This is a genomic window from Erythrobacter sp. AP23, assembly GCF_001542855.1.
GTDB lineage: Bacteria > Pseudomonadota > Alphaproteobacteria > Sphingomonadales > Sphingomonadaceae > Qipengyuania.
Map to the genome: position 1 here is coordinate 403415 of NZ_LNBY01000001.1, position 14402 is coordinate 417816.

Below are 14402 nucleotides of genomic sequence, written 5' to 3' on the forward strand. Positions count from 1 at the left end.
CTCACGAAACGACTTGCGCGCGGTTTTCGTCGCGGTGCTTCTTGAGATATTTCATGAACGGGGTGCCGCCCGTACCGACATCGGGATTGTTGCCCTCGATCGAGCCGGCCTGCTTGTTGATATAGCTTGCCGCATATTCGAGGTGCCGGGTGCGGAACCGCGCTGACTGTTCGACACAGGCGTTGAAGGCTTCCTCGAGCTTTTCGTTACCGCTCTTGCCGACGAAATCCCGCAGCGTCGATTGTCTCGCCAAGTCCTCGATGAAACGCCGGTGCTCGACAGGGCGGTAATGATGCAGCTCGTCGAGGAAGCTCTTGAGCGGATCCTCGCTGTGACCGACCTGGAACAGGGCATCCATCGCCGGGACGATCGATGACTGGCTGCCGGTCTGGCCACGGAAGGCTTGTGGCTTGCCTCCGAAGCGCTCGACGCCTTCGTAGACCAGACCACCGCCCGCAAGCGCAGGATTGTTCGCCCAGCCATGGATGTAGGGCCGAACGCGGTGGAAATAGATATAGGGATCGCAGCGCTCGGGCATTCTCGCGAAATTGGCGTAGATGCGCTCCCACGCCCGATCCATTTCCCGCAGCAGGCGGATGGCTTCGCTCTCCATGCCTTCGCTGGCGACAGTGACCAGCCTCGCGGCATTGTCGAGCAGGACACCGGCTTCCGCCTCGATCGCCACATGGACGAGGACGAACCAGTTCTCGTCGATCCCGCCGAGGAAGTTCTGGAACATGGCGATGTTGTCGAGCGTGATCGGTGCCGATTTGTCGAGCCGGCACCAATTGTCGAGCACATAGGCGGAGTAGGGCAGCAGCGGGGCCTGTCCCAGGCGATCCGCCAGCGCGCAGATCGGGCGGGCGAGATTGGCCGGCAGGGATGGAGGCGGTTCCGGCTCGCCCCAGACATAGGCCTGCACGAGGAAGGAATAGTGCACCATTGCCGTGCGGACTTCTTCTTCGGGGGCATTGCGGGCCCAATCGCCAATGTCGGGCTCGGGCAGTCTGCCGAGCAGTTGGCGCGCGCGGCCCGACGTCAGCAGCTCGGAAAGCCGACCTGCCGCTTCGGTGACCGAAGCGAAGGGGGCCGGAAGCGTGATCTCGTCGATCTCGTAATGCGAAAGATAGCCGCGCTCGCGGCTCAAACCATAATCGGAAAGCTCCATTGTGATGACTCATCGCCGGGCGCGGGTTGGGCCGCCCGGTCAATGCATGCAATCGTATCCAATGAAACTTGTTCGCTCAAGTTTACGAAGGTGGAAAAATGCGATGCCGTAACGTCAGGAGCCAGCGCCAGGGAAACGGACGAGCACATCGTATGCGGACGGGTCGGAGACCCCGGCCAGCCTTACGCCGTTGCGGAGCCAGAAGGCATGCTTGACGATTTCGGCCTGCTGCTCGATTCCGTATCGTTCGAGCGGCCAACCCGGTTTAAGCGAATAGGCATACCGTGCCCAGGGCATCCGGTGCGTTAGCAGGTACCAGTCCCCTTTCGTCTGAACTTGCCAGACGTGCACCAATTCGTGGACCAGCAGGCCTTGCCGCAAAACGTCGGCTTTGGAGAAATCCTCGCAATAGGCGTCACCGTCAGGATGGAAATGCACATGGCCGCGCGGAGCCATGGTGATCCGGCGTGGCTGGAAGGGAAACCACTTCCGCCGCCGGATCGTGACTTTGGTATAGTCGATCGCATCCCCGAATACGGTACGCGCAAGCGCAATCTCTCCGGGTGTCAACGGCCGTTCGCCGCCTACCGGGCAGGTTTGCGCGACACTGTCGTCGCGGGGATCGTCCCCGCCGGTGTCGCGCGCAGCGCTCAGCGTTCGTCACCCGCGGCCCGGATTTCCACCGGGAATGTCTTGGTCTTCCCGCCCACGACAGTCAGAGTCATCTCGGTCGAGCCGCCCGCTTCCAGCGCCGGATCGAGATCGAAGACCATCACGTGAAAACCGCCGGGCTCGAGACTCTCGCTCTCGCCTGCGTTCACCAGAATCTGGCCCACGCTGTCCATCATCATCTGGCCGTCCATCTCCATCGAGCCATGGAGTTCGGCATTGCTCGCGCCTTCGACATCGGCGCGGCGGATGGCGTAGTTCTTTTCGCCGGTGTTCTCGACATCGAAATAGATCGCGCCGGGCCGACCGGAAACCGCGGGCAACATCAGCCGGGCATTGCTAACTTCCAGCGTCACATCCTCGGCTGCGGGCGCGGCTGCTTCTTCCGCTTCACCCGAGCAGCCAGCCAAGGCGACCGTCGTAAATGCAAGCGCCAAAGGCGCGAAACGGGTAAATTTCATGGATTTGTTCCCCTCTGCGTGGTCCTGAAAAACTAGCGCCGCCTCTCCCTTGTGCCAAGAAAAACCGCACCTATATCGCCCGGGTAACACACCACCGGATAGAGCCGCCGACCGGTTCCGCCATGATCGGGGAACCAAAGATGCGGTGTCCAACGACTTGAAAGAGATGGGGAAACCATGAGCAAAGTTATCGGTATCGACCTCGGCACCACCAACTCCTGCGTTGCCGTGATGGACGGCGGCAAGCCCAAGGTCGTCGAGAATTCGGAAGGCGCGCGCACGACGCCTTCGATCGTCGCCTTCACCAAGGATGGCGAGCGCCTGATCGGCCAGCCCGCCAAGCGTCAGGCGGTCACAAACCCGGACAACACGCTGTTCGCGATCAAGCGCCTTATCGGTCGCCGGTTCGACGATCCGCTGACCAAGAAGGACATGGAGCTCGTCCCCTACGACATCGTCAAGGGCAAGAATGGCGACGCATGGGTCGAAGCCGGCGGCGAGGAATATTCGCCCAGCCAGGTTTCCGCCTTCATCCTGCAGAAGATGAAGGAAACGGCCGAAAGCTATCTCGGTGAAACCGTCACGCAGGCGGTGATCACCGTTCCCGCATATTTCAACGACGCGCAGCGCCAGGCGACCAAAGACGCCGGCCAGATCGCGGGTCTCGAAGTGCTGCGCATCATCAACGAGCCGACCGCCGCGGCGCTCGCCTACGGCATGGACAAGGAAGACGGCAAGACCATCGCCGTCTACGACCTTGGCGGCGGCACGTTCGACGTCTCGATCCTCGAAATCGGTGACGGCGTCTTCGAAGTGAAGTCGACCAATGGCGACACCTTCCTGGGCGGCGAAGACTTCGACAGCGCGATCGTCGAATATCTCGCGGACGAGTTCAAGAAGAAGGAGAACATGGATCTCCGGACCGACAAGCTCGCCCTGCAGCGCCTCAAGGAAGCAGCCGAAAAGGCCAAGATCGAGCTGTCGAGCTCGGCCTCGACAGAAGTCAACCTGCCCTTCATCACCGCGCGCATGGAAGGCGGCAGCTCGACTCCGCTGCACCTCGTCGAAACCCTCAGCCGTTCGAAGCTCGAACAGCTCGTCGGCGATCTGATCAAGCGCACGCTCGATCCGTGCAAGAAGGCGCTGGCCGATGCCGGCGTCTCGAAGGACGAGATCGACGAGGTCATCCTCGTCGGCGGCATGACCCGCATGCCCAAGGTGCGCGAGACGGTTGAGGAATTCTTCGGCTCGAAGCCGCACACCGGCGTCAACCCCGATGAAGTCGTCGCCATGGGTGCGGCGATCCAGGCCGGCGTCCTTCAGGGCGACGTCAAGGACGTGCTGCTGCTCGACGTGACCCCGCTTTCGCTGGGTATCGAAACGCTGGGCGGCATCATGACCAAGATGATCGACCGCAACACGACGATCCCGACCAAGAAGACGCAGACCTACTCGACCGCGGAAGACAACCAGAATGCGGTGACCATCCGCGTCTTCCAGGGCGAGCGCGAGATGGCGCAGGACAACAAGATGCTCGGCCAGTTCGACCTGGTCGGTATCCCCGCCGCGCCGCGCGGTGTGCCGCAGATCGAAGTCACCTTCGACATCGACGCCAACGGCATCGTCAACGTCTCGGCCAAGGACAAGGGCACGGGCAAGGAACAGCAGATCCGCATCCAGGCCTCGGGCGGTCTGTCCGACGACGACATCGAGCAGATGGTCCAGGACGCCGAAAAGTTCGCAGACGAGGACAAGAAGCGCCGCGAAAGCGCCGAAGCCCGCAACCAGGCCGACAGCCTGGTGCACGCGACCGAGAAGCAGCTCGAAGAGCATGGCGACAAGATCGACGCTTCGCTGAAGAGCGAAGTCGAGGAAAAGGTCACCGCGCTCAAGACCGCGCTCGAGGGCGACGACGCTGCCGACATCAACGCCAAGGCGCAGGATCTGTCGCAGTCGGCCATGAAGATGGGCCAGTCGATCTACGAGCAGGAGCAGGCGAAGGCTGCCTCGGACGCTCCGGAAGGCGGTGACGCAGGCGCGGAGGGCGGCGCTGAAGAAGAGGTGGTCGACGCCGAATTCTCCGAAGTCGACGAAGACGCGAAGAACTGATCGCCTGATGAGAAGCCAATCGCCATCGGTGCTGCTCTGCACCGGTGGCGATTAGCCATTGGAAAGCCATGTCGACGACCGAAACAGACCTTTACGAACTGCTCGGGGTTAGCCGCGATGCCGATGGCGCGACGATCAAGTCCGCCTACCGCAAGCTGGCGATGAAGCACCATCCCGACCGCAATCCCGGCTGCAACGAGAGCGAAAGCACGTTCAAGGCGGTCAGTGCCGCCTATGAAGTGCTGAAGGATCCGCAAAAGCGCGCGGCCTACGATCGCTACGGCCACGCCGCCTTCCAGAACGGCGGCGGCGGTGGCGGCCACCCGGGCGCGGACTTCGGCGATATCGGCGATATTTTCGAGACCATCTTCGGCAGCGCCTTCGGTGGCGGCGGCCGCGCCCGTCCGCGACGCGGCGCCGATCTTCGCTACGACATGCAGATCGACCTCGAGGAGGCCTTCCACGGCAAGTCGACCGAAATCGAGATCGAAGTCTCGCAGAATTGCGACACCTGCCACGGGTCTGGGGCAACGCCCGGAACCCGTGCACGCACTTGCAACCTGTGTCATGGCCAGGGCCAGGTCCGTGCCAAGCAAGGGTTCTTCGTGGTCGAACGGCCATGCCCCAATTGCCACGGCAGCGGCGAAGTAATCACGTCGCCCTGCCGCGACTGTCGCGGGGAAGGACGGATCGACAAGGCGCAGGCGCTCGAGGTGGAGATTCCTCCCGGCGTCGATACCGGCACGCGCATCCGCCTGTCGGGCAAGGGCGAGGCGGGCCCGCGCGGTGCGCCTCCGGGCGATCTCTACATCTTCATCCACGTCAAGCCGCACGACATTTTCGAACGCGAGGGTACTACGCTTGCCACTCGGGTCCCGATCAGTTTCACCGCCGCTGCACTCGGCGGGTCGATCGACATTCCCAACCTCGATGGCGAGTACGTGACGATCGAGATTCCGGCCGGCATCCAGTCGGGCAAGCAGCTGCGCCAGCGTGGCGCGGGCATGCCGGTATTGCAGGGGCGTGGTCGCGGTGATCTCGTGGTCGAGATCGCGGTCGAAACGCCGACGAGGCTCAGCAAGGAGCAGCGCGCCTTGCTCGAACAGTTTCGCGAACTCGAGACGGGGGACGAGTGTCCCGAAAGCCGCGGCTTTTTCAACAAGTTGAAGGACGCCTTCGGCGGGTGATTGCCAAGCTGCGTGGAGCCGGCGATAAAGCGCGTCCCATGCTGCCCTCGCTGACGATTATCGACGATTTTCTCACCGACCCCTGGGCGGCGCGCCGCGCCGCGCTGGCGCTGGAATATGCCCGGCCGGGTAGCGGCGGTAACTACCCGGGTCGCGATTCTACGAGCGCGCTTCCGGTGGAAGGGATCAACGCCTCGGTCTCACGTCATGTCGGCGTCGAACTGACGGGCGCGAAGGGGACCGAGCATGGTCACTGCCGCATCACGCTGAAATCGGACAAGGGGCGCAGCGGAGTTCATATCGACCCTGCCTTCTATTCCGGCATTCTCTATCTCTCGCGACCCGAGGACTGCGTCAAGCCGGGGGCGGGCGGGACCGATTTCTACCGCCACAAGCGCACCGGGCTGGAGCGCGTCCCTGCGAATGGCGCCGAACTGGCTGCTACCGGATATGACGGTCTCGACGAGCTCGTCGGCGACGTGGTCAACAAGGACACGACCCAGCCATCGAGATGGGAACGCGTGATGCGCGTTCCGATGCGCTTCAACCGGTTGGTGCTGTTCTCGCCCTGGCAATTCCACAATGCCGCGCCGGGTTTCGGCACCGATGCCGAAAGCGCGCGCCTGGTCATGCTGCTCTTCTTCGCCCGCACGAGAGGCTAGGGCAGCCGTTCGACCACTTCCGCGCGGATGGCATCGATGAGCCGCTGAGAACACCGGCCCGCCGCCTGCTCCTCGTCGAGGATTGCGTGGAAGGCCTCGCGCTTGAAGTGACGGCAGGTGTTGTCGTCGAAGGGTTTGACGAGTGTCGAACAGATCAGATCGACCATCCGCTCAGCTCCATGCAATCGACCCCACAAATAATCGTTCTCGCGATAGGCGCGGCTGAAAAAGGCGCCGAAATTATAGAATTCGATGCCTCGCAGCGTCGCTGCGGTCCCCCCTTCGCGAATGCTGCGCGCATCGTCGGGGCTGATGCGGTCGACCTTGACCGGATCGAATTCGGTCAGGCCTTCGTTGCGCAGCAGGGGCAGGGTGGCGACGTCGTAATAGGGGAAACCGAGATAGGTCAGCAGCATCCGCCGACGCAGGTTCTTGGGCATCTGCTCGAGCGCGGCGGCAAGCAGTTCCTCGGCACGGTCGTCGAGGTCGGGCAACAGCCGCTTCGCCTCGATCATGTCGAGCAGCGTGCCGGGATCGCGCATGACGCCTTCCGCCAGGGGCTCGAAGGCCGCGCCCAGCGGAGCGGTTCCTTCCTTCTCGAAATAGAGGGCGAGAATGCGATAGACCGCATCGCGGCCCGTCTCGAGCGCATCGTCGGGAATCTCGGGATCGATTTCCCAATCGCGCGCAAGCCGGCGCGCGAGCAGCCTCAATCGGCGGATGCGAAAGCCGATATCGTGTTCGCGGAAGAAGGCGATCGCCTTGGGAGATGCGCCGCCGGCGGGGGCGGCAAGCGTATCGAGACCGCGCCGCACGAGCTCTTCGCGGAGTACCGCCTCGATCGGCGACGGCTCGTCGAAACCCAGCTTGGGAGCGGCAGTCAGCGTCAGGCGCGCGAGCCGAGAGACTATTCCCGCAAATTTCGCCTGGGCATAGGCATGGAAGGCATAGCCGGCCCGTTCCGCAGCCGCCTGCTGCGCCTTTTGCCGCCAGTTCTTGAGCCTGGGCGGTGTCGGCCGGTCGAGGAACAGCGTGCGTCCGAACAGTTTTTCAACCGCACCGTCGACTTCCGGCCGCAGCGCCGACACCATGCGGCTGAGCCGCTCGGCCTCGCGGCTTTGTTCTTCCAGCTGTTCGAGATTGTCGCGGATGGGCTGTTCGCGCGGAAGTGTCGAAAGCGAGCCGAAGATGGCCGAGAAGAAGCCGACGGGCTCGCTTCTCTCCTTGCCGCTCCCGGTAGTCCGGTCGGGCCGGGGATCGACATAGATGAAGCGCCGGTCGACCTCGCGCTGCGCCGGTCTTCCCTGCAAGGCCGATATGGCCCCGGCAAACGGCTTGTTGACCAGCACCGACCCGTCGATAAGCGATACGTTATCAAGCGTTTCCCGCGCAACATGGACCGGCATGATGCGCTCGAGAAAATCTTCGCGACCGGACCAGGCGCGTTCGGTCAGATCGGAAAGCCGGTCGATTTCCCCTATCCGCAGCGGCGGGAAGGCACCCGGAAAGCTCGCCGTCGAGCGGGCAGCGAAAACGAGTTCGAGCGGGTTCGCCAGGTCGGTTCCGCCCTTCTGCGGTGTCCGCGCGCGGAAGGTGATCGGCATGCGGTGCTCGGTATCCTCGACCACCGGCGGGCTGTGCAGTCGCAGCAGCTCCAGATACCCATGAAAATCGGTCGCGGTCACATAGAGATCGAGCGGATGGCCCGGCGGCAGCAAGGGGTCCTCGATTTCGCTGTCGGCCATCGCCGAGAAGGCGCGTTCGAGCAGTCGTGAAAAGCCGAGTCCCGAAAACGGCGGTTCGAACCAGCGCCCGCGGATCAGATGCGAAACCTTGCGCTCGACCTCCGCCTGCGTCTCGGGAGCGACCTCGTCGGCCAGATCGGTGCCGGGACGGCTGAGCAGCCAGGTCGCAAACGGCTGCGCCCAGATTTTCGAGAAGCGCCATTTCAGCCGTGCGGCGGGATCGACCAGCTCGTCGACATCCGCCACTTCCAGCCACAGGTTGGTCAGCGGCTCGAGCGATTGTCCGGAATAGATTGCCTGTGCGAGAAATACGGTGTTGATCCCACCCGCGCTAGCGCCGCTCATGATGTCGGGCAGCACGCGCAAACGAAGGTCCCTCTCCTCGGCGACCGTCTCGAGCAGGGCGCGATAGACGGCGTCGACACCGAGACGCGGAGTGGCTCCGGTATGGAAGTCCCTGCTCGCCCGGGCGAGTTGCCAAAGCTCGCGCGTGACGCCATGCATATAGACCGCCAGGCTTACCCCGCCGTAGCAGACCAGTGCGATCCTCAATTCCTTCTGGCGCATCGTTCACCGTCATGAAGGGATAAATCGCTTTAGGCAATTGCGTTCTGTAAATGTTCCGTTTAGCGGTGGGCCATGGCCAAGCCCAAGAAACGCTATGTCTGCCAAGCCTGTGGCAGTGTGTCGCATCGCTGGCAGGGGCAATGCGCCGATTGCGCGGAATGGAACACGCTGGTCGAAGATGCGCCCGCCACCGTGTTTTCGATGAAGCACGATCTGTCGAGCGGGGGCAGGGCGGTCCAATTCGTCGAGCTCGACAAGCCGGGTGCCTTACCCACACGCCAGCCCACCGGCCTTGCCGAATTCGACCGCGCGCTGGGCGGTGGGCTGGTGCCCGGATCGGCGATCCTGCTGGGCGGCGATCCTGGCATCGGCAAATCCACGCTTTTGCTGCAGGCCGCTGCAAAGATTGCGCGTGAGGGGCATGGAGTCATCTATGTCAGCGGCGAAGAAGCATCGGGACAGGTGCGCATGCGTGCGGCGCGGCTCGGATTGTCGGATGCTCCGGTCAAGCTGGCGGCGGCCACCGGCGTGCGCGATATCCTCACCACGCTCGGCACGATGGATGCGCCCAAGCTGCTGGTTATCGACTCGATCCAGACCATGCACTCGGACACGATCGAGGGTGCGCCCGGCACGGTCAGCCAGGTGCGCGGCTGCGCCTTCGAACTGATCCGCTACGCCAAGGAAAACGGCGTTGCGCTGGTGCTGGTCGGTCACGTCACAAAGGACGGCAACATTGCCGGCCCGCGCGTGCTCGAACATATGGTCGATGTGGTGATGAGCTTCGAGGGCGAGCGCAGCCACCAGTACCGTATCCTGCGCGCGCTCAAGAACCGATTCGGCGCGGTCGACGAGATCGGCGTCTTCGCCATGGCGGGGGAGGGGCTGGAAGAGGTCGACAATCCTTCGATGCTGTTCCTCTCGGGCCGTGACGAGCCGATGGCGGGCAGCGCCGTCTTCCCCGCTATCGAGGGTACACGCCCGGTGCTGGTCGAGATCCAGGCCCTGATCGTGCGGCTGCAATCGGGGGCGACGCCGCGCCGCGCGGTCGTGGGTTGGGACAACGGTCGCCTCGCCATGTTGCTGGCGGTTCTGGAATCGCGCTGCGGGCTGAATTTTTCCTCTGCGGAAGTCTATCTCAACGTAGCGGGCGGGTACCGACTATCCGATCCGGCAGCCGATCTTGCCGTGGCTGCGGCGCTGGTCAGTGCAATGGCCGACAAACCGCTGCCGCCGCGCAGCGTATGGCTGGGCGAGGTCTCGCTCGCCGGAGAGATCAGGCCCGTCGCGCATGGCGGACTGCGGTTGCGTGAAGCGGCCAAGCTCGGCTTCGATCGCGGTTTCGGGCCGTCGGACGTGAAGGGCGGCTCGTCCAAGCTGACCTTTGACGGATTGGGACAACTGGCCAATCTCGTTGACCGGATAATCGGGAATTCATAAGTCCCGGCCCAAGGAAGGGTAATGACGGGTTTCGACTATTTGGTCCTGCTGATCGTCGGCATTGCCGCGGCGGGCGGCTTCATGCGCGGATTCATGCAGGAAGTGCTGTCGCTCGCCGCCTGGGTGCTGGCCGGTTTCGCCATCCGCTTCCTGCACACGCCGCTTACGCTGGCGCTGCAGGATCATCTGGGCGAGGATATCACCACCTCGCTGTTGGCCTTCGCGCTTCTGCTGCTCATCCCCTATGCCGCGATGAAGGTCATCGCCAATAATGTCGGCAGCGTATCGCGCGGGTCGGTGCTGGGTCCGGTAGACCGGGTTCTCGGCTTCGGTTTCGGGGCCTTGAAGGGCACGGTGATCGTAGTCATCGCCTTCTCGCTGCTGGTGCTCGGCTACGACAGCGTGTGGAGCTACAAGGGGCGGCCGAGCTGGATCACCACCGCGCGGAGTTACGAACTGGTCGATGCAAGCTCGCGGGCGTTGGTCGAGGTGCTGGCCGAGCGGCGGGCGCGGCTGCGCGAACAGGCCGCTGGCGAAGAATGATGGCGGCCACGCGCGCACCCGTCCTCTATTCGCCCGAATTGCTGGCGCTAGCCGTGGAGCTGGCCGATCATCCGCTCGATCGCGAGGCGATTGCGCAGGGCAATGCCCGATCGCGCAGCTGTGGCAGCGTGATCGAACTCTCTTCTGCGCATGACGACTATCTGGCCGAGGTCGGCCTCAAGGTCACTGCCTGCGCCGTCGGCCAGGCCTCGGGAGCCATCTTCGCGCGCGAGGCACAGGGGATGGATGCGGCTGCAGTGAGCGAGATGGTCTCCGCGCTCGCCAGCTGGCTCGAAGGCGACATGCCAAGCACGATTCTCCCGCGCCTCGAATTGCTCGAACCCGCCCGGCCCCATCGTGGACGGCACGAGGCGATCCTCCTGCCGTGGAGAGCCGCGCTGGACGCGCTTTCCAAGCCCTCCGCCCCCCGCTAGACCCGCTTCCCACAACGAAAACAATCGCGAGGGAGGGAGCGCGACATGGCCGAGGGTGCCGCCACATTGCAGAGGGAGCCGACCGAAAAGGAAATCCGTCTCGTCATCGCCGCGAGCAGCGCGGGGACGGTCTTCGAATGGTACGATTTCTTCATCTACGGCACGCTGGCCGGGCTGATCGGCGCGGCCTTCTTCCCGAGCGACAACGAAACGCTCGAGATCCTGCTGGTATGGGCCGGCTTCGCGGTCGGTTTCGGCTTCCGTCCGCTGGGTGCGATCCTGTTCGGTTTCCTCGGTGACAGGCTGGGGCGGAAATACACCTTCCTCGTTACCGTCACGCTGATGGGGATCGCCACGGCGGGTGTCGGCCTGATCCCCAGCGCGGCGAGCATCGGTCTCGCCGCACCGATCATCGTCATCTGCCTGCGCATCCTGCAGGGGCTGGCGCTGGGCGGCGAATATGGCGGCGCGGCGATCTATGTCGCCGAGCATGCACCGCCCGAAAAGCGCGGATTCTACACCAGCTTCATCCAGGCGAGCGTGGTCGGCGGGTTCGTGCTGTCGATCGCGGTGGTGATCGCCTGCCGCGCACTGATCCCCGAACAGGATTTCCTCGACTGGGGCTGGCGCATTCCCTTTCTGCTGTCGATTATCCTGCTGTTCATCTCGCTGTGGATGCGCCTCAAACTGTCCGAAAGCCCGGTCTTCCAGGCAATGAAGGCCGCGGGCGAAACCAGCGCCAATCCGTTCAAGGAGAGCCTGACCTATCCGGGCAATCCCAAGCGCATTTTCGTCGCGCTGTTCGGGATCACCGGAATCCTGACGACGATCTGGTACACCGCGTTCTTTTCGGGCCTGTCCTTCCTGCGCGGACCGATGCGCGTGGATGAGAGTGTGGTCGAATGGATGCTGCTGATCGCGGGCACGATCTCGATGAGCTTCTACATCGTCGTCGGCAAGTGGTCCGACAGGGTCGGGCGCAAGAAGCCGATCATCATCGGTGCGATCGCCTCGCTCGCGCTGCTGTTTCCGATCTTCTGGGGCATCGGATCGCTCGCCAATCCGGGGCTGGAGCAAAGCGCGCGCGCTGCGCCTGTCACCGTCAGCGGTGCCGCTTGCGAGTACGATCCCTTCGCCGAGGTCCAGGCCAGTCCCTGCGGCCGCGCGCTGCAGGATTTGACCGCGCTGGGCGTACCCTATTCGATCGGCGAGGCGGATGCCGCCGAAGTCACGATCGGCAGCGAAAGCTACAGCTACGAAGACCTGCCCGACGAAACGCGCCGGGCGATCATCCAGGCCTGGCTCAAGACCAATGGCTACGACTTCGCGCGCCAGACACCGCCTTTGACGAGCATCCTCGGGATCATCGGTCTGCTGCTGGTACTCGGCGTGTTGTCCGCGCTGACCTATGGTTCTGTTGCGGCGCTACTGTCGGAGATGTTCCCGGCCAAGATCCGCTACAGTTCGATGTCGATCCCCTACCACATCGGAGCGGGGTATCTCGGCGGCTTCCTGCCGCTGATCGCCGGCTATATCGTGGCGATGACCGGCAATGCCTATTCAGGGCTCTGGTACACCATCGCCGTCGTCGGTTTCGGCCTGATAGTCGCCTGGTGGGGCCTCCCCGATGGTCCGCCGCGCGATTTCAAGGATAGCGGGCAGGATCCGCCCGCATCGCCGGTCCTTCCGTGAGCTTCCGATGACCGACCTCCCGCCGCCGACCCTGCGGCTGCGTATCGACAGCGGCGCGTTGGCCAGCAACTGGCGCGCACTCCACACGCTGTCCGGAAAGGCTCGCGCGGGGGCGGCTGTAAAGGCCGATTGCTATGGTCTGGGCGGGGACCGGTGCGTGCCGGTCCTGCGCGACGCGGGTTGTCGTGATTTCTTCGTCGCGCATTGGAGCGAGGTGCCCGCTGTCCTCGCGCATGTCCCGGCGGATCGGATTGCGGTGCTTCACGGGCCCCTCACTGCGGATGAGGTCGGCTATGCGCGCGCTACGGGTGTGCGTCCCGTCATCGACAGCCTGCGGCAGGCGAAACTCTGGAACGAGGGCGGGGGCGGACCCTGCCATTTGATGATCGACACGGGCATCAACCGGCTTGGCATTGCCCCTGCAGAAGCGAGCGATCCCGCGATTCAGGCGCTCGATGTCGACGTGGTGATGAGCCACCTTGCCTGTGCCGACGAGGACAGCGCAATGAACGCGCGCCAGCTGAACGCATTCCGGGCCTGCCTTCCGATAGTGTCACATGAGGAGGCCAGCCTCGCGAACAGCGCGGGCATTGCGCTGGGTAGCGACTATGGTTTCGACCTCACCCGGCCGGGCTTGTCGCTATACGGCGGGATCCAGCGCGCGGAGCTGGAAGACAAGATCGGGCAGGTGGTCCACCCACAAGCCGCGCTGATCCAGACCCGCGAGATCGATGCGGGGGAGACGGTCGGGTACAATGCCACCTTCACTGCAAGGCAGCGGATGCGGGTGGGTGTCGTCTCGCTCGGCTATGCCGACGGCATCCTGCGCAGTTGGGGCGGTGCGCATTTCATCGCGGGCGATCGCCGCCTTCCGATCCTCGGCAAGGTGTCTATGGACATGATCGTCCTCGATCTTTCAGAGGCGCCCGAGCTCACCGAAGGCGACTGGGTCGAACTGCCCTATCACCTTCCCGATGCTGCGCAGCAAACCGCTGTTTCGCAATACGAACTGCTGACCTTGCTGGGCAATCGCTTCGGTTGACCTTTGCGTCATGTTGCGCCGCAGTTTGTGCACGTGCTAAGCCTCGTCGCAACGCACAATTGGGAGCAGGCGCACATGGCCAAGCGGACCGCCGAAGGCGAACCGATCATCATCAAGAAATACGCCAACCGGCGGCTCTACAACACGGATACCAGCAGCTACATCACGCTGGACGATCTGGCGAAAATGGTCCGCGAAAATGTCGATTTCCATGTGCTCGATGCCAAGACGGGCGACGATATCACGCATACCATCCTGACGCAGATCATCGTCGAGGAGGAAAGCCACGGCACGCAAATGCTGCCGGTCAGCTTCCTGCGCGATCTGATCAGCATGTACGGCAATTCGATGCAGGCGATGATGCCGAGCTATCTCGAAGCGAGCATGGCGAACTTGCGCAAGAACCGCGAGCAGCTCCAGGCGGCCTTCGCCAAGGGGATCGAAAGCAATCCGCTCGCCAAGATGGCGGAGGCCAACTTCAAGATGATGCAGAACGCGGCCGAAGCGTTCATTCCGGGCAATCGCGCCACGCCCCGGAAAGATCGTGGCGCGGACCAGTCGGACGAGCTGGCGCAGATGCGCAAGCAAATGGCGGAAATGCAGAAGAAGCTCGACGAGATGAGCAAGTAGGCCAAGCCTGCCAGCTCGGTTCGTCTCCGGCGTAGTCGAGAGACTGGCTGGCA

The 14402-nt window shown here is 63.5% G+C and carries 13 protein-coding genes; 9 read left to right on the forward strand and 4 right to left on the reverse strand.

All coding sequences use genetic code 11. The features are described from left to right. Position 1: 1 nt before the first annotated feature. The 3 genes from ASS64_RS01930 to ASS64_RS01940 all read right to left on the reverse strand — a co-directional run bounded on the left by ASS64_RS01930 (position 2) and on the right by ASS64_RS01940 (position 2298). Positions 2 to 1168: an indoleamine 2,3-dioxygenase gene (locus tag ASS64_RS01930; RefSeq protein ID WP_067688955.1), complete on the reverse strand. Its 1167-nt coding sequence runs from the start codon at positions 1166 to 1168 to the stop codon at positions 2 to 4. Between the two features lie 114 nt (positions 1169 to 1282). Continuing rightward, positions 1283 to 1738, reverse strand: coding sequence for a vgr related protein (locus ASS64_RS01935; protein ID WP_067688958.1), 456 nt, complete (start codon positions 1736 to 1738; stop codon positions 1283 to 1285). A gap of 80 nt (positions 1739 to 1818) precedes the next feature. Continuing rightward, complete coding sequence (locus ASS64_RS01940) at positions 1819 to 2298, reverse strand: copper chaperone PCu(A)C (RefSeq protein WP_067688961.1); 480 nt, start codon at positions 2296 to 2298, stop codon at positions 1819 to 1821. Positions 2299 to 2475: 177 nt separating this feature from the next. Here ASS64_RS01940 and dnaK point away from each other — a divergent pair, with 177 nt between their 5' ends. From dnaK to ASS64_RS01955, 3 genes are all read left to right on the forward strand, one after another. Continuing rightward, positions 2476 to 4407, forward strand: coding sequence for a molecular chaperone DnaK (gene dnaK / locus ASS64_RS01945; RefSeq protein ID WP_067688964.1), 1932 nt, complete (start codon positions 2476 to 2478; stop codon positions 4405 to 4407). A 68-nt stretch (positions 4408 to 4475) separates the two neighbouring features. Beyond that, on the forward strand, positions 4476 to 5594 hold the full coding sequence (gene dnaJ / locus ASS64_RS01950) for a molecular chaperone DnaJ (RefSeq protein WP_067688966.1): 1119 nt from the start codon (positions 4476 to 4478) through the stop codon (positions 5592 to 5594). A 38-nt stretch (positions 5595 to 5632) separates the two neighbouring features. Further along, positions 5633 to 6256 carry a DUF6445 family protein gene (locus ASS64_RS01955; protein WP_067690304.1) on the forward strand — a complete coding sequence of 208 codons (624 nt, stop codon included), beginning with the start codon at positions 5633 to 5635 and terminating at the stop codon, positions 6254 to 6256. Here ASS64_RS01955 and ASS64_RS01960 read toward each other — a convergent pair. Then, positions 6253 to 8568 (reverse strand): patatin-like protein, encoded by a 2316-nt coding sequence (locus ASS64_RS01960; protein ID WP_067688968.1) that lies wholly within the window; start codon positions 8566 to 8568, stop codon positions 6253 to 6255. The two genes, ASS64_RS01955 and ASS64_RS01960, sit on opposite strands and share 4 nt — an antisense overlap. A 72-nt stretch (positions 8569 to 8640) precedes the next feature. Between ASS64_RS01960 and radA the strand changes: the two genes are divergently transcribed. The 6 genes from radA (at position 8641) to phaR (ending at position 14349) form a co-directional block, all read left to right on the forward strand. Next, complete coding sequence (radA, locus tag ASS64_RS01965; protein WP_067688970.1) at positions 8641 to 10008, forward strand: DNA repair protein RadA; 1368 nt, start codon at positions 8641 to 8643, stop codon at positions 10006 to 10008. Between the two features lie 21 nt (positions 10009 to 10029). Next, positions 10030 to 10551, forward strand: coding sequence for a CvpA family protein (locus ASS64_RS01970; protein WP_067688973.1), 522 nt, complete (start codon positions 10030 to 10032; stop codon positions 10549 to 10551). Next, on the forward strand, positions 10551 to 10985 hold the full coding sequence (locus ASS64_RS01975) for an iron-sulfur cluster assembly scaffold protein (RefSeq protein WP_083508114.1): 435 nt from the start codon (positions 10551 to 10553) through the stop codon (positions 10983 to 10985). Before ASS64_RS01970 ends, ASS64_RS01975 begins: the two co-directional genes overlap by 1 nt. Before the next feature lie 45 nt (positions 10986 to 11030). Then, positions 11031 to 12677: an MFS transporter gene (locus tag ASS64_RS01980; RefSeq protein ID WP_067688984.1), complete on the forward strand. Its 1647-nt coding sequence runs from the start codon at positions 11031 to 11033 to the stop codon at positions 12675 to 12677. Positions 12678 to 12684: 7 nt separating this feature from the next. Next, positions 12685 to 13719, forward strand: coding sequence for an alanine racemase (gene alr, locus ASS64_RS01985; RefSeq protein WP_067688990.1), 1035 nt, complete (start codon positions 12685 to 12687; stop codon positions 13717 to 13719). 75 nt (positions 13720 to 13794) lie between these two features. Next, entirely contained in the window at positions 13795 to 14349 is a 555-nt protein-coding gene (phaR, locus tag ASS64_RS01990; RefSeq protein ID WP_067688993.1) for a polyhydroxyalkanoate synthesis repressor PhaR, read from the forward strand. Positions 14350 to 14402: the final 53 nt, after the last annotated feature.

Coding starts and splice junctions, on each gene's coding strand:
- dnaJ (WP_067688966.1), top strand. CDS start 4,476: ATGTCGACGACCGAAACAGACCTTTACGAACTGCTCGGGGTTAGCCGC.
- phaR (WP_067688993.1), top strand. CDS start 13,795: ATGGCCAAGCGGACCGCCGAAGGCGAACCGATCATCATCAAGAAATAC.
- ASS64_RS01955 (WP_067690304.1), top strand. CDS start 5,633: ATGCTGCCCTCGCTGACGATTATCGACGATTTTCTCACCGACCCCTGG.
- ASS64_RS01970 (WP_067688973.1), top strand. CDS start 10,030: ATGACGGGTTTCGACTATTTGGTCCTGCTGATCGTCGGCATTGCCGCG.
- ASS64_RS01940 (WP_067688961.1), bottom strand. CDS start 2,298: ATGAAATTTACCCGTTTCGCGCCTTTGGCGCTTGCATTTACGACGGTC.
- radA (WP_067688970.1), top strand. CDS start 8,641: ATGGCCAAGCCCAAGAAACGCTATGTCTGCCAAGCCTGTGGCAGTGTG.
- ASS64_RS01980 (WP_067688984.1), top strand. CDS start 11,031: ATGGCCGAGGGTGCCGCCACATTGCAGAGGGAGCCGACCGAAAAGGAA.
- dnaK (WP_067688964.1), top strand. CDS start 2,476: ATGAGCAAAGTTATCGGTATCGACCTCGGCACCACCAACTCCTGCGTT.
- ASS64_RS01975 (WP_083508114.1), top strand. CDS start 10,551: ATGGCGGCCACGCGCGCACCCGTCCTCTATTCGCCCGAATTGCTGGCG.
- alr (WP_067688990.1), top strand. CDS start 12,685: ATGACCGACCTCCCGCCGCCGACCCTGCGGCTGCGTATCGACAGCGGC.
- ASS64_RS01930 (WP_067688955.1), bottom strand. CDS start 1,168: ATGGAGCTTTCCGATTATGGTTTGAGCCGCGAGCGCGGCTATCTTTCG.
- ASS64_RS01960 (WP_067688968.1), bottom strand. CDS start 8,568: ATGCGCCAGAAGGAATTGAGGATCGCACTGGTCTGCTACGGCGGGGTA.